The following is a 19,618-nucleotide window of genomic DNA, read 5'->3' as shown; positions in this document are numbered from 1 at the left end:
CGTGGCGGTACATCAGCAAGTGTTGGAGGTTCGCACGCGCGGCCGAGGGTTCTCGGATCTCACCGGCTCCGTGCGAGAGGTGGTGGAGGCGAGTGGGGTTCGAGACGGCGTCTGCACGGTGTTCGTTCAACACACCTCCGCCAGCCTGGTCATCTCCGAGAACGCTGATCCCGACGTGCTCAGGGACCTCGGAGACTGGATGAGTGAGCTCGCGCCCGAGTCCCGCCACTGGGCCCACGACGCCGAAGGGGCCGACGACATGCCCGCCCACGCGCGCGCAGCAGTCACCAAGACCTCGGAGACGGTCCCGATCATCGCCGGGCGCCTCGCCCTCGGAACCTGGCAGGCCGTGTACCTGTGGGAGCACCGCGCGCGCCCCCACACACGCCGAGTCGTTGTAATGGTCATGGGAGAGTGATGGACCTACCCAATACCCCAAGTGAGTTCGAGCCCGCGTTCCTGGCGGACTTGCCCTACGACCCAACCGTGCTGCTGTTCGATCGCTTGACGCTGATCGACGCGGCCGCCGGGCGAGTGGCCTGTAGCATGCCGACCGATCGCCCGATCCCGTTCATGGTGGATCAACGCGCCCATCCCGACCGCCACCCGCGGCACGTGGCCGGCGCTGCGATGATCCACGCCACAGGCATGCTGGGGTTCGTGCACGCCTACTACCTGCTCGGGTTGCGGCATCGTGAGGGCTGGATCGGCTACGGCACCCACATCCACGGCGCGACGTTCCGCAAGCTCGTGCCTCCCGGCGCGCCGATCGAGTGCACCTGCACGGCGACCAAGGTCCGCCTGGGCAGAACCCGGCACATCGTGCGCTACCAGTTCGAGTTCGTGCACGAAGGCGACGTTTGTTACACAGGTGACCAGAGCGCGGTCTGGTCGCGCGTCAGCAGCTGACGCGCGCGTGCCCGCGGTCGCGCTTGGCAGCGCCCCCTCGCTGATCCGGCTCACGACAGCCAGGAAGACAGCCGCCGCGCGCCGGCATAAACTCCCCCAGCCATGTCACGTGACAAGTCTCCCCGTCTGCGCACCCGGCTCCGGAAACACGCGGGCTCCGTCATGGTCGAGAACTTCTTCCTCGGCCTCGCGCGCATGGGGCGCTTGCACCCGAAATCGAAGCCGGCGCGGCACGACGTCGAGGTGATTCGGGATGTGCCGTACGACGACACCGGCCTGCCGGCGCATCGTCTCGACATCTATCGACCGAAATCCCTGGCGCGGGGCGAAGTCGAGCGAGTGCCCGTCGTGCTCTACGTGCACGGCGGCGGTTTTCGCATCCTGAGCAAGGAGACCCACTGGATCATGGGGCTCGCCTTCGCCCGGCGCGGATACCTCGTGTTCAACATCAGCTACCGACTCGCGCCCAAGCACCCATTTCCCGCCGCCGTTCGCGACGCGGCAGCTGCGCTCGAATGGGTGAGGAAGAACGCCGAGAGCTACGGCGGTGATCTCGATCGCCTCGTGTTCGCCGGCGAGAGCGCCGGCGCGAACCTGGTGACGTCACTCGCGCTGATGACCAGCTACGAGCGCCCCGAGCCGTGGGCTGCACGGGTGTTCGAAAGCGGGATCCGGCCCAAGGCCGTGGTGGCGGCCTGCGGCATCTACCACGTCAGCGACATCGCCCGGTTTCGCCGGCGCTGGCCCCACATGAGTGGCTTCATCCACGATCGCTTGAGCGAGGTGAGCGAGGCTTATCTCGGCGACTTGGCCGCTCACGAACCTCAGGACCTCGAGCTGGCCGACCCCCTCATCGTGCTCGAGCGCGGCGACGTGCCGTCCCGACCGCTACCGGCGTTCTTCGCCCCCTGTGGCACCTCCGACCCTTTGATTGACGACACCCAGCGGCTGGCCGAGGCCCTCGGCAAGCTGGGTGTCGAGTGTGAGGCGCGATACTACAAAGGCGAGCTCCACGCCTTTCATGCGCTCATCGTGACGCCCAACGCACGGCGCTGCTGGGGGCACACGTACGCATTCCTGGAACGCCAGCTGGGGCCTGCTCGAGCGCTGGAAGACGACAAGTCCCCACTCGAGCGAGGGTCCCGGTGAGCGACGACAGAACGCGCCGACTTGGACCAACGGCCAAACCAGAGAGCCAGTCCGAGCCGCTTCAGCTTGCGGTCAACGGCGCGGAGTCCGACACGCTTGCTCACGAGTCGGAGCTCAACGAGAGTGTGCGGGTTCACGCGGCGGACGGTCAGCCGAGCACCCAGCGCTCCGCGACCGTACCGGTTCATCGCGCCGAGCGCTTCGAAGACCAAGGCGAAATCGCCCGCGGCGGCATGGGCGTGGTCCACCGAGTCTTCGATCACGCCCTCTTGCGTACGGTCGCGGAGAAACGCCTGCACGACTCGGTGCGCCTGCTGCCGGGCGCCGCCGCTCGGTTCCTAGAGGAGGCGCAGATCACCGGACAGCTCGACCACCCGAACATCGTTCCGGTGCACGACATCGGCGTCGACGAAGACGGTGCCGTCAACAGCATCAGCATGAAATGGGTGAAGGGGCAGACGCTGAAAGAGCTGATCGCCCGGGCGCACACGCAGGGCCTCACCGGCTCCGACATCGAGGAATTGCTCGAGGTTTTTCTCAAATTGTGCGACGCAGTGGCGTTCGCTCACAGCCGCGGTGTGGTTCATCGAGATCTGAAACCCGACAACGTGATGGTGGGCAGCCACGGTCAGGTCTACGTGATGGATTGGGGCATCGCGCGCCTGTCGGCCGGCGCGCGTCCGTCCGATCTGAGTGTGGATGCCGGGGCCTTCGGTGCCCACGAACGGCCACCGGCGGAACGCTCTCGAGCCGTGCTCGGCACGCCGGCATACATGGCGCCGGAACAAGCCGATGGCCGCGTTGCGGACATCGACGAGCGCACAGACGTCTTCGGCCTCGGTGCAATCCTCTATCGTATCCTGACCGGGCGCGCGCCTCATGCGGCGTCAACGTCGGAGGAGGCCATCGAGAAGAGCATCCGCGGGCAGATCGAGCATCCCGAGAAGGTCGTCACCCATCTGCGGCTGCCCCCAGGCCTGGTCCGCATTGCGATGAAGGCGCTCAGCCGCGATCCCGCAGCGCGTTACCCGAGTGTCGAAGAGCTCCACGTCGCCATTTCGGACTTCATGCGGGGAGGAGGTTGGTTCCGGACCCATGCGCTGCCGGCCGGCACCGTGATCGTACGGGAGGGTGACCAACCCGACGCGGCCTACATCATCAACAGCGGGCGTTGTGAGGCGTACCGGGTGCGCGACGGAAAGCGCGAGTCGCTGCGCATCATGCATCCCGGCGAGGCCTTTGGTGAGGCCGCGATCTTCGCCGACCAGCCCCGCACTGCCAGTGTCGTCGCGCTCGATGACGTCGAGGTGATGGAGATCACCCTGGACGCCCTCGAGCAGGAGTGCGGGCCGCGTTCGTGGATGCGGACCTTCGTGACCGCGCTGGCGGAGCGCTTTCTGGATGCAAACCGGGAACTTACGGAGCTCAAAAAGAGCCGCGTCGGGTGAACGAAGGTGGGCGACGGCTCGGGTCCGCGCGTGCTAATCGCAAGGTTGAAAATGCAAAGTCGCGCTCGGGTCGTTCTGCCCAGTCTGTTGTTCTTTTTCGCTTCCGGGAGCTGCGCGCCGGCAGCCCCTCCGGCCGCAGCCACCAATGCCGCGCCGTCGTCCGCGCCCGCCGCTTCGGGCGCGGAGCCTCGGGCAGGCCACGCCCATCACGGAGATCACGGGCATGCGTCGCACTCGAACCACGCGATGCAGTCGGCCAACCACCGCTTCGACGACCCCGAGCGTTGGGCGAAGGTCTTCGACGACCCCGCCCGTGACGCCTGGCAAAAACCCGACGAGCTGCTGAAGTTCCTCGCGTTGGGCGAGGACGCGGTGGTGGCAGATCTCGGAGCGGGTACCGGATACTTTGCGAGCCGGCTGGCCAGAGCCCTGCCGAAGGGCAAGGTCTTCGCCGTGGACATCGAACCGAGCTTGATCACCCACATGCAGAAGCGGGCCGAGCGCGAGCACACGAGCAACGTGGTGCCAGTGCTCGGTACGGCGGACAACCCCAAGCTCCCCGCCGCGGTCCAGTTGATCTTGGTAGTCGATACGTATCACCACCTCACAGAGCGATCGGAATACTTCGGGCGCCTCCGGCCGAAGCTCGCCTCGGGGGGGCGGGTCGTGATCGTCGATTTCAAACAAGGCAAACTTCCGGTCGGGCCGCCGGACTCGCACAAACTCGCCCCCGAAGTCGTGGTCAAAGAGATGACGGCTGCAGGTTTCGCCCAGTGTGGAAGGTTCGACGGATTGCCGTACCAGTACGTGCTCGTGTTCAGTGAAAAGTGCTGAGCGGCGCCTTGCTCCTCCGCCGCGTCAGAGCCCGCGCATCCACTCGGGCTTCAAGCGGGACTCGTCGCCCTCGGCGATCACCCGATCCAGGATCTCGATGAGCTCGCGTTTGTCCCGCGGCAGCTCGGCGCGCACGGGCAGATAGTTGCTGGCGTGATTGGAAGAGAAGCGGCAGGCCCGGAAATCGCTCTCCGCCACCAGGGTGCGTAGCTCGCGGAGCAGGGGGAATTTCCCTGGCAACACGAACTCGCCGCTCGACTCCAGGGCGGCGAGCGGGGTGCCGGGCACAACCGTGGTCGTCAGCGCGCCGACATACCGCGGATCCATGTGCGTGAGAAGGCTGGCGGTGTCCCGGGCGTGGGCCTCGGAGTGCCTCGTGCCACCGATCCCCAGGAGCACGATGACCGAGTGGTCGAGCTTCGCCTCGCGCAGCTTCTCGGCTGTCTGGATGCACTCCGCTCGCGTGCCTCCTTTGTCGATCCACGCGAGCACGGTGTCGTTCCCACTCTCGACACCGTGATAGACGATGCCAAGGCCAGCTTCACGCAGCTCCGTCAGCTCTGCGACACTCTTCTTGCCGACACTGCGTGTGTCGCCATAGGTGCCAACCCGCTCGACCCAAGGCAGGCGTTCGCGGATGCCCGCCAGAATTTGCAGCAGCTTCGCCGTCGAGAGGATCAGCGCGTCCCCGTCGCACAGAAACAGCTTGTCGTAGCGCGGGCCGAGGGCCTGGGCCTCCGCCAGATCGGCCGAGATCTGCTGCCAAGGTTTGGTGCGGAACTGCTTGTCGCGGTACATGTCGCAGTAGGCGCAGCGGTTGTGGCTGCAGCCGATCGTCACCTGCAAGAGCAGGCTGGACGCCTCGCTAGGGGGGCGGAAGATTCGGCCGACGTAGTCCACGTCTGCATTGTACTCCCCGGACGCACGGGGGCGCGCGGGCCGGAGCTCGGGGGGCTCTGCCGAGTTCCGACTGGCTCTTGCCGTTGGATCGGCGAGCGCGAGAGCTCGAAATCCGCCGGCTTGCGTCCCAACGCTGCATGGGCCAGGATTTTCGGGTGAAGAGGCTGGTCGAGCGCTGCTGGTTCGTGGCGTTCAGCGTCGGCTTCATCGCCTGCGGCGGGGCGGAACAGAAGGATCTCTACGGCGGGTCCGGCGGCAGTTCCTCGGCAACGGGGGGCAGCACGAGTGGCGGCAGCGGTGGCGCGAGTGGTGGAGTTGCCGGCGTCGCGAGCACCGGTGGCTCGAGCGGAATGTCAGGCGGCGGCGGCACGACGAGCGATGGCGGCGGCGCTTCCGGTAGCGGTGGCAGTTCGGCCAGTGGTGGCACTTCCGCGAGCGGCGGTGGCGGCAGTGGGGGAAGCCCATCCGGCGGGGGCGGCGCGGGTGGTGCCGGGGGTGCGGCGTCCGGAGTGGGCGTGGGGCCCTGCGGCGCGCTCACCTGCGCGTTTTCAGCGGGTGATGCCTGCTGCAAGGCCGACAACGTTCCCCTCTACTGCTCGAACGAGAAGGTCCAGAACCCGTGCAAGTGTAACGGCATAGCCTGCGGTACCCTCGAGCTCACCTGTGACGGCCCCGAAGACTGTTCAGCGCCCAGCATCTGCTGCGCAGAAAAAGGGCTCATCAGCTCGGATTGGGACGTCGTCTCGTGTCGCGAATCGTGCAAGAGCGATCAGCCGGTTGGTTCGACGCGCCGCGAGGTCTGCCACCCGAATGGCCCGCTCTGCGCGAGCGGAACCGCCTGCAAACCAGACCCGCTCCTTCCCCCCGGCTACCACACGTGTGCGCCGTGATGCGTCTTGGATGAGTGACTGCGGCCGTTCTGCGCTCGAGCGCATCCTCGGCGTATGCTGCATGGCGTTGATGGCGGCCTGTACGCCCGACGCTCCGCCGAAGCGCCTACGCGGGGAGGCGCTGGTGGGCGTTGGCGCGCGGGCGGGCAGCGTCGCTTCCTCGCTGAGGTGTCCCGCCGACCCCTGGCCCGTGTATGCACACGACGCCCAACGAACCGGCGTGAGCGCAGGTTGCTGCAAGGGGCCGCTGACTCCGCTGTGGCGTTTTGATCCTCCGCCCAAACCCCCGCGCACCTCCCGACTGCATCACGCCGTCGTCTCTGCGAACGCGCTCTACGTGAGCGGCGTCATCGGGGATTCGCCCAGCGTCTTCGCGCTGTCGCTGGCCGGGAAATTACTCTGGACGTTCGACAGCCACGTCGACATCACTCGCCACGAATGGCCGTCTTTCGTGCTCGATCGCGTGGTGCTCAACGACGACGGGCTGTACATTCTCGACTCGCGGAAGGGTGAGCAGGAGGTGAACCGTGGGCTCGATTCGTGGGGGCAAGTGCTCACCAACGGCAAGAACCTGCTCGCCACCAACACCTGGTACATCGCGGGCCCGAAGACCTACGTCGGGGCACTCGAGGCCGGCGGCGCCCCGCTGTGGAAACATCACGAGTATGGCGTCGTGCGCGAAGACGTCATGGATCGTCTGGGCGGACTCGCACTGGCTGGCGAGCGGCTGTTGTTCGCGCCGGACTACGCTCCCTCGAAGGGTGCGGGGGTCTACGCCCACGCCAGCGCCGACGGTGCAGAGCTCTGGAGAGTCGAGACGATTCCGAAGAGCCACATCGCAGTCGACGGGCAGACGGTGTACTTGTTCGAGCGGCCGGAAGGTGAAGCACTGCCCACACTCGTGGCGCGGGATGTCGCCACCGGCGCCAAGCGCTGGAGCTTCCGGGCAGACCCAGGTGAACTGACGGGGCCGATCGTGATGCAAGGCAAGGTGATGTTCCGCGACAAAGGCGGCGCGTTGGTGGCGGTGCGCCGCAACGAGGGCACCGAAATCTGGCATGCGGGCCTCGCACCGGCGGAGCCGGGCGACGTGGCTTGGTCGACGTCCATGGCCGGCGCACGAGGCAGCTCGACCGTCGTTGCAGTGGACGGAAAAGAGCTGGTGGTATTGAGTGCCGAGGGCGGTCAGGTTCAATGGCGCGGGCGACCCGAGTCGATCGCCCGGGGTAGTCTCCACAGTCCGGTGGTCGCGGCCGGGCGGCTCTTTGCCATCGACGGTGCGGGCCTGGTGGCGCTCGCGTGCGCACGGCCATGAATCGAGGTGACGCACCAGCGGCACAGGCCCGGGTTCGAACCGGGGTTCACGCCTCTCGTTGCGGGCGGCAAGATCCAGCCGAAATCGCTCGCGGCACGCTCGTTGCTCATGACGGTGCAGCGATGTTCCGTCCCGTTTCTTGGCTTGGCTTTCGGGCGCTCGGCCTCTCTGCCGCGCTGCTCGTGGCGGCTCAGGCCGGTGCGGCCGGGCGGGTGCTGACCGCGCCCGACTCGTCGCTCTTCGTCCGCTCTGCTCGCGTCGCGCAGGCCCGCGCGCCGAAATGGACGACCGAGTGGCTCTCGCTCGAAGTGGGCGGTGGGCCCGGGCGTTTTGCGCTCGTAATCCCCGTCTCTCCGGGCACGACCGTCGACCCGACCCTGGATGCGTTTTTCAGTGCCCTCGACGGGTCGACGGCTGCGCGAGTGCGGCCGCCCAAACCCGTGCTCGCCTGCGGGGCGACCCACGATGGCTCCCTGGAGGACACCAGTCAGCCGCTCACGTCGGGGCTGACTGCGAGCTCTGTGGCGCTGCTCGACGACCTGGTTCAGGTCGACGCGTTCGCGACGAAACAAGGGCTGAAGTTCGACGCGGCCGACGCCGCCAAGCTCGGCGCGACCGGGGCTGCGCGCTTCGTGGCTCTGATCTACGACGCAAACGCGGAGTCACTCTCGACCGAGACCCTGCGTCTATCGTCGCTGACGTCAGCCGCAGACCCTGGACTCGCACTCCTGGCCACGGATGACGTTCCAGACGTCACCTTGTTCAGCATCTCCGAAGGGCGGGTTCTGCCGGGTCCCTCGGTCGACGAGATCTCGACCGCCGATCTCGGAATCGAGTGGCAAGTGCTCGCGGGTAAGAGCAACTACGCGCTCGAGCGACGCGGTTACCTTGGGGCGGCCGAGGGTGCGGTCTTTCTGATCGAGAGCAGCGGGAGCACGCCGCTTTTTGGTTGGAATGTCCTGCCGGGCGGCGCGGGCGCGCTGCCGCCGGGTGTGAAGAGCTACTTCGAGCGGGCGAAGAAGGAGGGCGCTTCCATCACGTCGTCGGAGCTGTGCGCCGAGGCCGTCTGGTCCGCCATCTCTGCCGGAAAGTCCGGTGCCAGCCTGTCGCGCGTGTGCGGGTCGGGAGCCCTGATCTCCGTTCCGGATCTGCCCACCGCAAAACCTTGCGACGAGATCGTGGCGGTGGGCGAGGTCGCCGCGGGGTCGCTGCGCTGTGGGTCAGCCGAGGACGTGGCGTTCGCGTTGTCCGGAATGCGCGCAGACCGCGTGCGGGTCACGCGACACGGCACGGTCGCGGGCAGCGCGTCACCGGCATTCCTCGGCGCTTCTGTCGTGGACGGCGCGGCGGTGTCGCTACTGGTGACGGCGAAGTCCGCGGATGCCACGGGTTGTGTCAACGGCAACGCTGGGGCGTCTGGTACCGGCGGCACCACCGGTGGCGCGGGCTACGGAGGTTACGGGGGTTACGGAGGCTACGGTGACAGCCCCGGCTACCCGCCGTCGCCGACGCCCGAGCCGCAGCCGAACGTCGATGTTCAGTGTTGGGCGGACCTCGGCAACTCGTGCAGCGGGAATGGCTCGAGCGGCGATGGCAGTGACGGCTGCAACAGCGACTCGAGCAACAGCGAAGGCGACACGTGCAGCGGCGACTCGACGGGCAACGGGGACACGTCCGGCGACACCTGCGGCGGCGACTCCTCCAGCGACGGGGACACCTGCAGCGGGAGCTCGTCCTCGGGGGCCGAGGGGGACACCTGCTCGGGCAGCTCCAGCGGTGGTGGTGACAGCTGCAGCTCCAGCTCCGGGGGCGGCGACTGCTCCCTGCCGCGTCGCCCCCGCCGGCTTCGCGTGAGCGCGATATTGCTGCTGTTTGCGGCGATCGCGCTGCCCACTCGCCGGCTGCGGCGTCCGAAACGCCACCCGAGCTGAACGGCTGTGCGGGTAGGCCAGGAAATCCAAACGAAAATCATGGCTCGGGAGAGCTTGCCTCATCCGGTGGCCCCTCTATGATGAAACGTCCTGGGGCCCACGGATGGCGGCAGAGCAGCCAGTTCAAGACGAGCTGACCCTCGCCAAGCAACGAATCGGGACGGTCGTCGCCGGTAAGTGGTCGATCGAAAAGCTGATCGGGCTCGGCGGCATGGCCGCGGTGTACCTCAGCCACGATGAAGCCGGCGGCCCCGTTGCCATCAAGATCCTGCACGGCGAGTTTGCGACCAACGACGGCGTCCGGATGCGTTTCATCCGCGAGGCCAAGCTCACCCAGGCGGTCGACCACTCCGGGCGCGTCGAGATCTACGACGAAGGCGTCAGCGAGGACAACGAGCCCTACTTCGTCATGGAGATGCTCGAGGGGGTTACCCTCGACAAACTCTGGAAGCGCCACAACCGCGTTCTCCCCATCGAATACGCCCTCGAGATCACGGACCGGATCCTCGACTTCCTGTCGGTCTGCCACGAACGAAACATCGTCCATCGCGATCTGAAGCCAGCGAACATCTTCGTTACGGATTCGGGGTACGTGAAGGTGCTCGACTTCGGTGTGGCGCGGCTCCGCGAGGCGGGCGTCGACCCCACGTTGGCCGGTACCGCGCTCGGAACACCTGCCTATATGGCGCCGGAGCAAGCGCTCGGCTCCAACGACCGCATTGACGCGAGGACCGACCTGTTTTCCATCGGCGCCGTACTGCACGCGCTGGTCAGCGGAAAACGCCTGCACGAAGGCCGCTCTCACCAGGAAGCGTTCGTGCTCGCGGCGACGCGCCCGGCGCCCAGCGTTGCTCGCTCGAACCCGGAGCTGCCGCCCGACGTGGTTGCCCTCGTCGATCGCTCGCTGCAGTGGGACCCGCGCAATCGTTTTCAGAACGCCCAGGAGATGCGCGACGAGATCGCGCGCGTCCTCGAGGTCGTTCAAGGTGTCGACGCCGCACCGAAAGCGGCCGAACAGCCCCAGAAATCCCCGGCCGCGAACCAGCTGGCGGCGCTCGCAGCACAAGACGCCCCAGAACAGAAGGAAGAGCCACTCACACCCGAAGAGCGCCAGCTCATCCTCGACTTGACCGAGGCCTTCAAACACATCGAGCGCGCACTCACGGCAGTGCGCCAGTACACGTGGGAGCACCCGGTCACCGCACAGCACATCGCCAACACGACCGAGGTGATTTCCCAGTGTTTGGCGCGTCACCCGGAGGACTTTCGCTTCGACGTCAAGCCGCACTCGTTCACCAAACGTGGTGTCGTGCTGTGGGAGCCGCTGCATCCCTTCGACGAGATCCCGTACAACCTGTTCGCCAGTGGTTTCCGCCAGTTCACGCTGTTGCCCGGCCTCGACGGTGAAGAGCTCCGGAACTGGCTCGAGCTCGTGCGTATGGATCCCTACCGGGACTTCTCGCCGGAAGACGACATGGCCACGGCCTTCTGGGAAAAGGGGCTCACTCACGTCCAGTACAAGGTCGTGATGTCATTCTTGGCCCTCAACGCCTCGGACGAAGCCGCTCGGCAGTACGAGGCGCTGCTCGAGGATGGCCACCGCATCCTCGCGGAAATGAACCGACGTCGCGGCGACAACGTCGAGCCCGACGAGCCCATGGACCTCGAAGAGAAGGCCGCCTCCATCGCGGCGCGGCAGGTGGCGCTGCGCGCGGTGCGCGCGTCCGGAGCGCTGTCGCTGGACGAACGCTCCAAGACCGCCATCGCCGCCGCGATGGACATGCCAGAGCACGAGTGGGAGGCACGCTTCGTCGACACGTTGGCGGACGCTGCCAACGACGCAGTCACGTTCGGCAACCTGATGCTCGCGGCGGTACCACTGAGCGGGGCACTGCACGAGAACGCCGCGAACCATACGCTCGAGTTCGCGATGCGCATGGTGGTGAGTGTGGCCGAGAGTGTGTCCGTCCGCGCGGGCGCACAGGTGCGCGAGGAGCTGGTGCGGAGCGTGCTCGACGGCGAGACGCTCGCGATGATGCTGAAGGAGCTGACGCGCAAGGTGCCGGACTCCGAACACCCGGCGCTGGTGCGCTGTGCGCCATTTTTGGCCGTGTTGCTCGAGGATATCGACTCGCGCTCGTTTGACATCGTGCTCGCCGCGCTGACCCGAGCCGACGTCGACGAGATTCGCAGCGCACTGCTTCGATACCTGGAGAAACACGCGATCGGCAAGGAAGAGGCCATCGGCGAGCTGCTCGACGACGCAGACCTGGCCCGCGGCAAAGTGATCTTGGGCTTGCTCGGCCGGCTCAAGACCGAAGCGGCTGCGGCTGCGCTGCGCAAGGCGGAACTGAGTCCGTATGCAGAGCTCCGGGTCGAAGCCGTGGCCATGCGCGCCGCGGCGAACATGGAAGGCCTCCGCGACGAGCTCGGCAAGCTGATGACCGATCCGGACCAGGCGGTGCGCATGGCCGCGCTGCGCACGCTCGTTCGCTACAAGGTGAAAGAGGCCGGGCCGCCGCTCGCCTTGCACATTCAGAGCGCGGCCTTCCACCGCCTGACGGTCGAGGAGCGGCAGCTGTTCTTCGAGACGTTGTGCGAGCTCTCGCCGGCGCGCGGGGAAGCGCTGCTGAAGGACCTCGTCTCCAAGACCGGCATGTTCACCCGCGAAGACGTGGACGACACCCGCATCCTGGCCATGAACTTCCTGGCGCGCATGGGCCGCTCCCGCGACGTGCTCGAGGTTCTGGAGCAAGCAGCCGGAAAGTGGGGCAACTCGCAGGCCGTCAAGAACGCCGCGCAGCAAGCGGCTGCGCAGCTCAAGTCCCGCTTGGGGGCGCGATGAGCAGCGGAATTCAACTGGCGGACGAGACGCAAGACGACGCGCAGCAAAATGTCTACCTGCGAAACGTCGCCGAGCTGGCTCAGGCACAGCAACAGCGGGAGCTCGGCGCTTCGCTCGCGCTGCAGATCTTCCGCCTGCTCAAGATCGTGCAGCTGCACGCCATCGACAACATGGCGGTGCTTCAGCAAATCGAGCAGACGGTCGAGTCGCTCAAGACCTTCGGCATCCAGACCGGGGAGTCGCTGACCCTCTTGTTTGCCAAGAGCACGGTGTTCGTGGCCGGCCACCTGCTCAAGGCGTCGCGCGGTGAATACGAAAACGCCCTGGAGCTCGGCGCCATGGTGCACCGGCTCGGCGTCTCCGAAATCATGATCGAGACGGACGCGACGCGCGCCGATCTCACCGCGCTGGCCCGCCTGTTCCAGCAGGGCGACAGCGCCCGTGCAGAGAACGGCATCATCGAACCCTCACCGAAGATCCGTCTGCGCTACGTGAACCCGGCGCAAATGGACGAGGAGGACGACCTCACGGTCGAGGAGCAGGTCGTGCGCACCTACGCGACGAGCGTCGTCGTCATGCGCAAAATCTTCGAGAACCTGACCAAGGGTCGCTACCAGTTGCCGCATCACGCCAAACGCCTGGCGCAGCGCCTGGTGATGTTGTCCGAGGGTGACACGCCCGCGTTCTTGGGCATCACCGCCATGCGCAACCTGAACCACGACCCTGCGGGTCGAGCGGTGAACCGCAGCATCTTGGCCGTATCGATGGCCCGGCAGCTGACGACCGACCTCGGGGCGCTCGCCCGCATCGCGATGAGTGCGTTGTTCTTCGACGTCGCGCACCCGCTCGTGACGGGCATCGTGGGTCGAGGCAACGAGGTCGTGGTGATGCGCATGACGGAGGACGCAGAGCGGCGTCTCCCGGCGGCAACCGCGCTGGTGCTCACGGCCTTGGGCCAGCTGAGACCGGCGTCGATGGTCCGCACCGTCATCGGTTACGAGTCCCACTGGCTGCGGCAGGCCGAGCACCTGGGACAGATGTACGGAGGGATCCGGCGGGCGATGGTCGCGCCGCGAATCGTCCAGACGGCTAATCGTTTCAACGAGCTCCTGGAGCCGGATCTGGCGGCGAGCTCGACGCCGACGCCGGACGAGGCCATCGAGCAGATGACCCAAGAAGCGCGCGATGCCACCGAACGGGCGCTGCTCGCGCTGCTGATCGGTGCGCTCGGAATTTTCCCGAGAGCAACGGCGGTGCAGCTCAATACCGGTGAGCTCGGTGTCGTGCTCAAGACCCCGCCGGAGCCGGCCGACTACGTCAATCCAACGGTGCGGCTCGTGTACGACGCGCACGGCGGGGCGATCAGGGCGCGCGTTGCGCTCGATCTGGCCAACGATCCCGCGCGCCAGGTCGTCGGGGTAGTCGAAGCAGACGAACTCTTGGCCGAGGCGCAAGCCAAGGTGCTCGAGCAGACCGCGATTCAGAGGAAGCCTGCGCCGCGGCCCGCGAGTGAACCGCCCGACAGTTTCGATCCCGACAATGCCGTACCGACGGTGCCGCCCGCGGCACTCGAGCCGTCCGAGCCCGAGGCACCGCTTGAGCTGATCGAACTCTCGGACGAGGAAGCGGCCCCCGCCGAGTTCAGCGAGATGTACGAGTTGGCGCCGGAGCAGCCGGAAGAGGAGCCTGCTCCCGCCTTCGGGGTGATGCCCGAGCTGATGCCGGACGAGCCGGAGGAGGAACCCGCTCCAGCGTTCGGCGTGCTGCCGGACATGTTGGAGACTCGAGAACCCGAGCAGGCGGCGAGCGCACTGCCCTACGAACCCGAGCTCCCCGACCTCTTGGAGCCCGAACCGGAGCCCGAGCCCGAGCCGGAGCCCGAACCGGAGCCGGAGCCCGAACCGGAGCCCGAGCCCGAACCGGAGCCCGAGCCAGAGCCAGAGCCCGTCAAGCCCTCGCGCCCTCTGCAACCGCCGCCAACGGCAAAGCACGCTCGGCCTCCGAGCCCGGGGGTGACGCCCGTCGCACCGCCGCGCCGGGTGCACCTACCCAAGTCCGAAGATGCGACGGTGATCGCAGACGCGTCGGACCTGCGGAGCGCGGAGCTCAAGAGCGCAGAAATGCGCAGCATCGAGGTGACCAGTCCCTCGTACCCATCCGCACCTTCGGCGCCGTCACAGCGCGGGAGCATGGCGCCGCCTTCGATCGGGCCACCGCGTCGCTCGATCAGCGGCGCCAGTTATCCGGGTCTCGATGACAACCCGAGCGGCAGTCGCTCGGTCGCTGCGCCCAGTCCCGCCCCTCAGCCCGCGCCACGTCGCAGGACGAACGCTGCGGTGGCGCCGCCTGTCGGCCCCGATGGCATCGAGGACGACGTGCTCGATCCGCACGAGATCTCCGAGGTCGAGCCTTCCGCTCCGTCATCGCAGTGGCGTCGCGCGCCCAGGACGATCCCCCCGAACGAGGAGGGGGGAGGCGCCTTCGATCAAATGCACGCACCGAGCGCCAGCGGGTCGTTCGAGCGCACGCCGTTCTCGCACATCTTGCTCTACCTTCTGGACCGGACGCTGACGGGCACTCTGATCTTCACCGAGCCCGTCGACCGCAAAGAGGACACTCCGGTCGAGCACGCCGGTTACTTTCAAGATGGCATTCCAACGAAGATCAACATCGGGACGCGCATCGCCCCACTCGGACCGCTGCTCGTCGCTGCTGGCATCATCGACCAGTCGCAGCTCGAGAGCGAACCCATCTCGCAGCCGCCGACCCACGAGGCCACACTCGAGTCGGAGCTGATCGACTTCGGCCTCGTCAGCCCCGAGCAAATCGCAGGTGTTCGCAACGAACAGCTGGGCGAGCGTTTGACCTACCTGTTCAGCCTACCCGCTGGGACCAAGTATTCGTTCTACAACGGCCTCGATTTGCTCCAGGGGATCTGGGGCAACGTGCCGGGCGTCGCTTCGCCGCTAACGATCTTGACCCGGGGCATCCGGGAACACCCCGAGGAAAACTCGATGGATCGCGTGCTGACCCGCCTGGCGGGCTCGGGGTTGCATCTGCACCCGGAGTCCGACGTGGACGCATTCGACTTCGACTCGGGCGAGCAAACCGTCGCCGACTCGATCGCACGGACACAGGCATCCCTTCCCGATCTCGTCGAAGCCGGCCACGATCCGGACGTGATCCGGCGGGTTGTCTATCTGCTGATGATCACCCGCTGCATCACGCCCGTTGCTGCCTCCAGCGTGCCGCCGTCATCCCGGGTTCCATCGTCTGCTGCGAAATCCAGCGCACCGAGCAGCCGGGGTGCGGGGCGCCCGACGCGGCGACGCTGACGCCCGCGATTTGTTTTTGCACAGGCTGCGTCGGGCGCTATCGTCGGCGGTAGCCATGGGAGAATCCGCTTGGAAGGTGTGCTCGACGTGCAAGCGTGAAATCGCCTTCGAGCAAAAGTATTGGGTCTGCAGCGTCTCGACGTGTAACCGAAAGCGCATCGGGTTGTTCTTCTGCTCGGTGTCGTGCTGGGACGCGCACCTGCCCGAGGCACGGCATCGGGACGCTTGGGCTGAGGAACAGCAGGCGCCCACGCGCGCCGAGCACCAACGTCAGAGAGAGGCCGAAGAGCGCGAGGCTCGAGCCAGCGATGGAGAGGTCGACGCGCCACGCCGTCGTATCGTCGGAGCGAGCATCGAGAACGAGCTTCCCAAGGACGTGCTCGTCGTCGTCTCGAAGTTGAAGGCCTACGTGAAGGCGCGCTCCGGCATGAACACTTCGGACTCGGTCACCGGCGTGCTGTCGGATCACCTACGCAAGCTGTGCAACGAGGCGATCCGCAACGCCGCACGCGACGGACGCCGTACCGTGCTCGATCGAGACTTCCCGCCGGCTGACTGACAGCGGGCTGGCGGCATGCGCCGCCACCGCAGCGCATTCGAGTGTGGCTTCGGCCGGTTGTGAGCGCCGGGACGAGAGCGCTTGCACGTCTGCCTACATTGTGCGACATGAACGCCCCAACAACGACATGGTGGCACTATGAAGCAAACCAGCATCTTCTTCGGGTTTTCCGCGGTGATCGTCGCGGCCGTCGCGGCCGGCTGTTCGTCCGGTGGTGGCGGAGGCGGTCTTGCAACCGGCGGCACGGGCAACGCGGGCGCGGGCGGTGTTGGGACCGGCGGCACGGGCAACGTGGGCGTCGGCGGTGTCGGGACCGGCGGCAACAACCTCGGCGGTGCGGCGGGCGGCGGCGCCACGGGCAGCGGCGGCGGGGGCGGCGGTCCAGTCGCTGGCGCAATTGGGGCCCCCTGCAGCGGGGACGGCGACTGCACCGATGCTGGCGCAAAATGCATCACCGACGCTCAGGGCTGGCCCAACGGTTACTGCGCGGTAGCGGACTGCGAGACCGCTGGCTGCCCGTCCGGCAGCGAGTGTTTCAAGATGACCAGCGGCAACACGTTCTGCCTCAAGACTTGTGGCGACAGCTCGGAGTGCGCGAGCGCCTATGCCTGTGACCCGAGCGCGGGTGCTTGTGTGCCGGGCTGCTCCAACGACAGCGAGTGCGAGTCGACGGAGGTCTGTAACCCCAAGACTCTGAACTGCGAAGCCAAACCTTGCACGACGGGCAGTTGTCCATCGGGTCTGCAGTGCGACAGCGCGTCGGGCAAGTGCATTCCCGATGCCGGCAACGGCCCGGGTCCTGGACCCGGCCCCGACTGCACCGGCAAGCTCCCGCAGCGCGACTGCACCGGAACCCTCGCTTATTGCGGTGAGCTCCTGCCCTTCGAGCCTGATCTCGGCCCCGGGTATGAAGACTATCCGATCAACGGCGAGACGCAGGCCAACCAGTATCGCAGCTACCTGCGGCGCGACACGCAGATGCTGGTCAAGTACGCGGCGGCCTACGTCGAGTGCAAGGCCAACACCTGGAACACCGGCAACGGTGGCCTCATCGGCCTGGGTGACATGAGTGAGTCGAACGGCGCGATCCCCGGAACGTCGGTGGGACAACCGGGGCACCCGGCGGGCACACACGTCAACGGTCACGATATCGACATGGGGTATTTCCAGGCCGGGACGCCGGACAACAAGCTGCGGCCGATCTGTAACCACGTGTCCGGCGGCAAGGACCAGTACCACTGCGTCTCCGCCCCGGATAGCCTGGACCTATGGCGCACCACGCTGTACCTCGGCGCGCTCATGACCAGCTCGATCGTCCGAGTGATCGGCGTCGACGGGCAAGCGGGAGCGCTGGTCGAGAGCGCGATGCCGGCGTTGTGCGCGACCGGCTGGCTACCCGCCAAATCGTGTACGGCCGTGCAATCGAAGCTGGCCTACGAGGTGACGGACACGGGCATGGGCTGGTTCCAGTTCCACCATCACCACATGCACCTATCGGTCACCGGCAAGCTCGCGACGAACCCCAACACCATCAACCCGCCGGACCTCGGCATCAGCAAGCTGCTGTCGGACGGCAAACCCGTGACGAACAGCCAGTTGATGTCTCTGCTCGAGGTCGCGGGGCACACACGGGTGCAGCAGCTAGTTCGTCAATTCCCGAGACACCTGCCGGGCCTCGACTGAGCCGAAAATCCAGCGAGCGCCGCGCCGTTCCGGGATTTCCGGGGCGGCGCTGCGCATTTTGTCGGTGAAATGCGCGCGAACACGGCTCTTCAGCTGGCCGCGAGCCGAGTACACTGGCGCCCGCAGCCATGGCGAACGCCGACCCGTCGAACACGCCCAACTTTCGCCGACAGTGGCTGATCCCGATCGTGCTGCTCTCGTCGGCGTCGCTGGCGATCTTCTGGCTCTTCTACAGCTTCGACGTCTTCCGCGCGCCTCCCGACGGTGCGAGCGGGCTGGGCCTTCCGTTCAGCCACTACGTACGCTTCGACCCCGATCACATCTCGGACGCCGTCAGTTCGCTGGCGGGCATGTCCGCGGCCGTGTTCGGTATCGTGATCACGGTCGTCAGCATCGTCGTGCAACTGTCTGCCGAGCGCTACACCGGTGTCGCGCGCATGTTCATGCGTGACCGCGTGAACCTGACAGTGGCCGCGTACTACGTCGTCTGTTGTGTGTGCGGCGTGTGGCTCTCCGTCTCGCTGCAACAGGGTTTCGTGCCCCGCTACACGCTGGTCGCGATGATGCTCGCGACGACCGGCGGCCTGGTACTGATGGCTCCGTACTTCTCTTACGTGTTCTGGTTCTTGGAGCCGAACAACATCATCTCGCGCATTCGTCGCGAAGCCGTCGCGGTCGTGCAGAGCGGCGCCAAGTTCGTCGACGGCGCTTCCAGTGCCCAGGCCCAGGCTCAGACCTTGTCGTCGATGGAAGAGCTGACCGACATCACCAGCAACTCCATCTCCGGCAAGGACAAGATCATCGCCAGTGGCGCAGTCGACGCGCTCAAGGACTTCACCATCGACTACGTGCAGGTGAAGCCCGGGTCGTCCGACATCTGGTTCAACGTCGGCGGCTCGATCCGCTCCAACCCGGACTTCGTCGCGATGGATCCCGAGAGCCTCCACGACCTCGAACAACGCCGCACCTGGGTCGAGTGGAAGGTGATGCGTCAGTACCTCGGGATCTACAACGAGGCTCTCGGGGCAATGCGCGACATCTGTTACTTGGTCGCGATCGACACTCGCTACATTGGCGAGGCGGCGGCCAGGGCCAAGGACGACGAGCTGATCACCCTGGTCTTTCGTTTCATGAACTCGTATCTGCGCTCGACGTTGAACGCCCGCGACGTGCGCACGGCCTACAACGTGCTCAACCAGTACCGCCTGCTCGTCGAGTCGATGCTGCGCCTTGGTCACACCAAGGCCGCGCTCGAGGGCGTCAAGCACATGCAGTACTACGGGCACGTCAGCTTCGACATGAAGCTCACCTTCGTGACCGAGACGATTGCCTACGACGTCTCGTCACTCTGCCAATACGCGCGTGAGCTCGAGGCTTCGATTGAACAGGAGATGGTCGACCTGTTCCTGGAGCTCGATCGGCCCACCTCGGTGCGCAGCCAGGAGCGGGGGCTGATGGGCGTGCGCAAGGCGCAGGTCAAGCTCGCTGCGTACTACTTGCTGCACGGCGACGAACGGCGCGCGCGCATGATCGCCGACGACATGGCGGACGAACCGGCGGAGCGGCTCTTGGCAATTCGCACGGAGCTCGAGCGGGTGACCACCAAAGATTTCTGGGAGATCATCGATCGCGGTCGCAACTTCGAGTACATGCCTCCACGACAGCGCGCGAAGATGGAAGAGTTCTTCGGCTGGCTGAACGTGAGCGCGGCGCCGCCCTCCGGCGCGCCGGAGGCGTGAGCGGGACCCCGGCCGAGCGCGCGGGCGGTGGGGCCCGGGAGGCGGAAGGACTCGGCTGGGGAAGCTCCGGTGCCCCGCAGG

13 protein-coding genes and 1 pseudogene are annotated in these 19,618 nt (G+C 66.6%); 13 read left to right on the top strand and 1 reads right to left on the bottom strand.

Going from position 1 to position 19,618, the window contains the following annotated elements; all coding sequences use genetic code 11:
* Nucleotide 1: 1 nt before the first annotated feature.
* The 5 genes from IPI67_02370 (at nucleotide 2) to IPI67_02350 (ending at nucleotide 4,340) form a co-directional block, all read left to right on the top strand.
* The gene (locus tag IPI67_02370) at nucleotides 2-418 is read left to right on the top strand and encodes a YjbQ family protein (protein ID MBK7579026.1); all 417 of its coding nucleotides are present in this window, start codon (nucleotides 2-4) and stop codon (nucleotides 416-418) included.
* Nucleotides 418-909 carry a hypothetical protein gene (locus tag IPI67_02365; protein ID MBK7579025.1) on the top strand — a complete coding sequence of 164 codons (492 nt, stop codon included), beginning with the start codon at nucleotides 418-420 and terminating at the stop codon, nucleotides 907-909. Before IPI67_02370 ends, IPI67_02365 begins: the two co-directional genes overlap by 1 nt.
* A 102-nt stretch (nucleotides 910-1,011) precedes the next feature.
* Entirely contained in the window at nucleotides 1,012-2,058 is a 1,047-nt protein-coding gene (locus IPI67_02360; protein ID MBK7579024.1) for an alpha/beta hydrolase, read from the top strand.
* Complete coding sequence (locus tag IPI67_02355; GenBank protein MBK7579023.1) at nucleotides 2,055-3,506, top strand: cyclic nucleotide-binding domain-containing protein; 1,452 nt, start codon at nucleotides 2,055-2,057, stop codon at nucleotides 3,504-3,506. Before IPI67_02360 ends, IPI67_02355 begins: the two co-directional genes overlap by 4 nt.
* A 246-nt stretch (nucleotides 3,507-3,752) precedes the next feature.
* Nucleotides 3,753-4,340, top strand: coding sequence for a class I SAM-dependent methyltransferase (locus IPI67_02350; protein MBK7579022.1), 588 nt, complete (start codon nucleotides 3,753-3,755; stop codon nucleotides 4,338-4,340).
* Between the two features lie 24 nt (nucleotides 4,341-4,364).
* Here the strand turns inward: IPI67_02350 and IPI67_02345 are convergent, their stop codons facing one another.
* Complete coding sequence (locus IPI67_02345; protein ID MBK7579021.1) at nucleotides 4,365-5,240, bottom strand: radical SAM protein; 876 nt, start codon at nucleotides 5,238-5,240, stop codon at nucleotides 4,365-4,367.
* 155 nt (nucleotides 5,241-5,395) lie between these two features.
* Between IPI67_02345 and IPI67_02340 the strand changes: the two genes are divergently transcribed.
* From IPI67_02340 to IPI67_02305, 8 genes and pseudogenes are all read left to right on the top strand, one after another.
* A complete protein-coding gene (locus IPI67_02340) occupies nucleotides 5,396-6,130 on the top strand; it encodes a hypothetical protein (GenBank protein MBK7579020.1) in 735 nt (244 codons plus the stop codon).
* A 10-nt stretch (nucleotides 6,131-6,140) separates the two neighbouring features.
* Nucleotides 6,141-7,445, top strand: a complete 1,305-nt coding sequence (locus IPI67_02335; protein MBK7579019.1) for a PQQ-binding-like beta-propeller repeat protein — start codon at nucleotides 6,141-6,143, stop codon at nucleotides 7,443-7,445.
* Between the two features lie 122 nt (nucleotides 7,446-7,567).
* Nucleotides 7,568-9,376: a hypothetical protein gene (locus tag IPI67_02330; protein ID MBK7579018.1), complete on the top strand. Its 1,809-nt coding sequence runs from the start codon at nucleotides 7,568-7,570 to the stop codon at nucleotides 9,374-9,376.
* A 103-nt stretch (nucleotides 9,377-9,479) separates the two neighbouring features.
* Nucleotides 9,480-12,221, top strand: a complete 2,742-nt coding sequence (locus IPI67_02325) for a protein kinase (GenBank protein ID MBK7579017.1) — start codon at nucleotides 9,480-9,482, stop codon at nucleotides 12,219-12,221.
* A gap of 1,709 nt (nucleotides 12,222-13,930) precedes the next feature.
* Nucleotides 13,931-14,167, top strand: a pseudogene (locus IPI67_02320) (energy transducer TonB).
* 1,444 nt (nucleotides 14,168-15,611) lie between these two features.
* The gene (locus tag IPI67_02315) at nucleotides 15,612-16,115 is read left to right on the top strand and encodes a hypothetical protein (GenBank protein MBK7579016.1); all 504 of its coding nucleotides are present in this window, start codon (nucleotides 15,612-15,614) and stop codon (nucleotides 16,113-16,115) included.
* 138 nt (nucleotides 16,116-16,253) lie between these two features.
* The gene (locus IPI67_02310; GenBank protein ID MBK7579015.1) at nucleotides 16,254-17,798 is read left to right on the top strand and encodes a hypothetical protein; all 1,545 of its coding nucleotides are present in this window, start codon (nucleotides 16,254-16,256) and stop codon (nucleotides 17,796-17,798) included.
* 128 nt (nucleotides 17,799-17,926) lie between these two features.
* On the top strand, nucleotides 17,927-19,537 hold the full coding sequence (locus IPI67_02305; protein MBK7579014.1) for a DUF2254 domain-containing protein: 1,611 nt from the start codon (nucleotides 17,927-17,929) through the stop codon (nucleotides 19,535-19,537).
* The last annotated feature ends 81 nt before the right edge of the window (nucleotides 19,538-19,618 follow it).

This window comes from Myxococcales bacterium, from assembly GCA_016706225.1.
GTDB lineage: Bacteria > Myxococcota_A > Polyangia > Polyangiales > Polyangiaceae > JADJKB01.
The sequence above is the reverse complement of the archived record's forward strand: the minus strand, read 5'-3'. Positions and strand labels throughout refer to the sequence as shown.

Excerpts from the sequence above, each read along its gene's own strand:
- IPI67_02365 (MBK7579025.1), top strand. The coding sequence starts at position 418 with ATGGACCTACCCAATACCCCAAGTGAGTTCGAGCCCGCGTTCCTGGCG.
- IPI67_02360 (MBK7579024.1), top strand. The coding sequence starts at position 1,012 with ATGTCACGTGACAAGTCTCCCCGTCTGCGCACCCGGCTCCGGAAACAC.
- IPI67_02350 (MBK7579022.1), top strand. The coding sequence starts at position 3,753 with ATGCAGTCGGCCAACCACCGCTTCGACGACCCCGAGCGTTGGGCGAAG.
- IPI67_02335 (MBK7579019.1), top strand. The coding sequence starts at position 6,141 with ATGAGTGACTGCGGCCGTTCTGCGCTCGAGCGCATCCTCGGCGTATGC.
- IPI67_02330 (MBK7579018.1), top strand. The coding sequence starts at position 7,568 with ATGTTCCGTCCCGTTTCTTGGCTTGGCTTTCGGGCGCTCGGCCTCTCT.
- IPI67_02325 (MBK7579017.1), top strand. The coding sequence starts at position 9,480 with ATGGCGGCAGAGCAGCCAGTTCAAGACGAGCTGACCCTCGCCAAGCAA.
- IPI67_02315 (MBK7579016.1), top strand. The coding sequence starts at position 15,612 with ATGGGAGAATCCGCTTGGAAGGTGTGCTCGACGTGCAAGCGTGAAATC.
- IPI67_02310 (MBK7579015.1), top strand. The coding sequence starts at position 16,254 with ATGAAGCAAACCAGCATCTTCTTCGGGTTTTCCGCGGTGATCGTCGCG.
- IPI67_02305 (MBK7579014.1), top strand. The coding sequence starts at position 17,927 with ATGGCGAACGCCGACCCGTCGAACACGCCCAACTTTCGCCGACAGTGG.